This is a genomic window from Paramesorhizobium leguminum (genome assembly GCF_003217235.1).
GTDB classification, from domain to species: domain Bacteria; phylum Pseudomonadota; class Alphaproteobacteria; order Rhizobiales; family Rhizobiaceae; genus Paramesorhizobium; species Paramesorhizobium leguminum.
Map to the genome: position 1 here is coordinate 1 of NZ_QJTF01000061.1, position 1,722 is coordinate 1,722.

The 1,722-nt window shown below is 42.0% G+C and carries 1 protein-coding gene; it reads right to left on the reverse strand.

The genetic code is table 11. From position 1 onward, the window contains the following. Positions 1 to 1,203: 1,203 nt before the first annotated feature. On the reverse strand, positions 1,204 to 1,722 hold a 519-nt coding region (locus C7477_RS18630; protein WP_210206165.1), incomplete at its 5' end, for a polymorphic toxin type 44 domain-containing protein.

Consider the following 1,722-nt stretch of genomic DNA (forward strand, 5'->3'; position numbering starts at 1 on the left):
GGCCAGATGCGTCTCGCGGTACTGCACGCAGAACTCGCGCGCCAGATGCTTGCCCGAAAGCTGCCATTTGACATCCTCGACGCCGCATTCCTTCAACACCGTGGTATCATTATGCTGAATCGCCGTCACGGCTACGATTATGCAGAGTAGCAGCCATCGATGTGATGGATAAAATCACAGTTGTCGCAGATATTAAAACGAAAACAAAAAAAGCGTACACCTCTATAAACGAGACGCGCCTATCGGAATATACGGCGAGTGCGAATCCGATTACGGATACAACACATACAACTATTCTGAAAAATAGAACATATAACCTGTATTTCCCAAAAAAACTGATGGAAAATGGATAATTGCCATAAAAAAAGAAAATAACGATAATAATAACATATAAATTTTTTAAAATTCTTCGATAACTATCATCAGTAACTATTATACCTATATGAGGCGTAATTATATCTCCTACAAACGTTACAAAACCCAGAAAGCCAAGTACGTTTATCCAAAGTACGAACGAAAGGGTAGCGATTATGCCTATATACTGCAATATTTTCATCTTATTTTACTGTATGAGAGCGCGAATCGATATCGACTAAAGAAACGATATCATTCCATGATACGATTTTTTCCTGTGATATAAATTTACCCCCTTCGTAGTCACATAAACATCGAGTGGGTTTTCAAGTATTAGCCCCCCCCTTCCGGGTGATTCAGCTGCTATGCGCGAAGCCACTGATCTGATCGATACGATCATCATCGTGGCCGAGATAAAAATATAAATAAAGAAAATGGTTGCCGCAAGAACCGTTATAGGCTTACTTAAGAAAATCAGAAAAAATCCCATTATTGATAAAGCAGATATCATCACTCTTAAAGAGAGTATATATATTCTAAATCTCCCAAAAAATCCGGAAGGAAGATGGATAACAGCAAGCATCACCGTATGAAGGCGTGAATCATTTTCAAACGAGACGTTATTCGTGGCGAAGCTTAGTTTTCCTCCACAAATACCTTGCGAAAAATATAAAAAGCAGGGCGCTAAAAAAAAGCCAAATTGGAGGAACCCAAGTTGAGCAAGCAAAACTATCCGGCCATAGAACGCGAACGACAACGCAACTAAGCAATCCAATCCATGCGGAAAGCCAGATGCTAACCCCTGCAGAAGCTAAGTAAAGGATGATGATACCAAGAACTTTTAACTGACTAGCCATATGTATGAATCTCTGGCATCATTTCGACAATTCGAGTGATATCCTGCCAAGTCACTTTTCTTTTTCGTTCATTAAGTTGGAGCCCCTTCGAGGTAGCTTTTTTATCTTCGGGCGCATCATCACCCTCAATGTCAGCCAGATCGTTTGCTTCTTGAATAGAATAGCCGCTGGCTCCAGCTACATATCCATAATGCAAGTTAGAAAAATAATCACAAAAAATATAATACTCTCTGTTTCCAAGTCGATTTTTGGCCCCCCATATTGCGCTAATGCGTGGCTTTAAATCCCACTCTCCGCCTCCAAGCAACGCAATATCCAATCCACGAGCGAAGAGCCACTTTAGAGTGTTCCCCGTTTTTATTGTTTTCTTTAGGCCACCAAACTGGGCTACCTCATCGTCGGGGTGTCCGGCACGCCCCATGATAAAGTTCCGTGCCAAACTCGCATTACCAGCATTTGCCACCGCTGATTGGCTGATCTGTTGTGCGCCAAGCCGCTCCAGAAAGCCGCC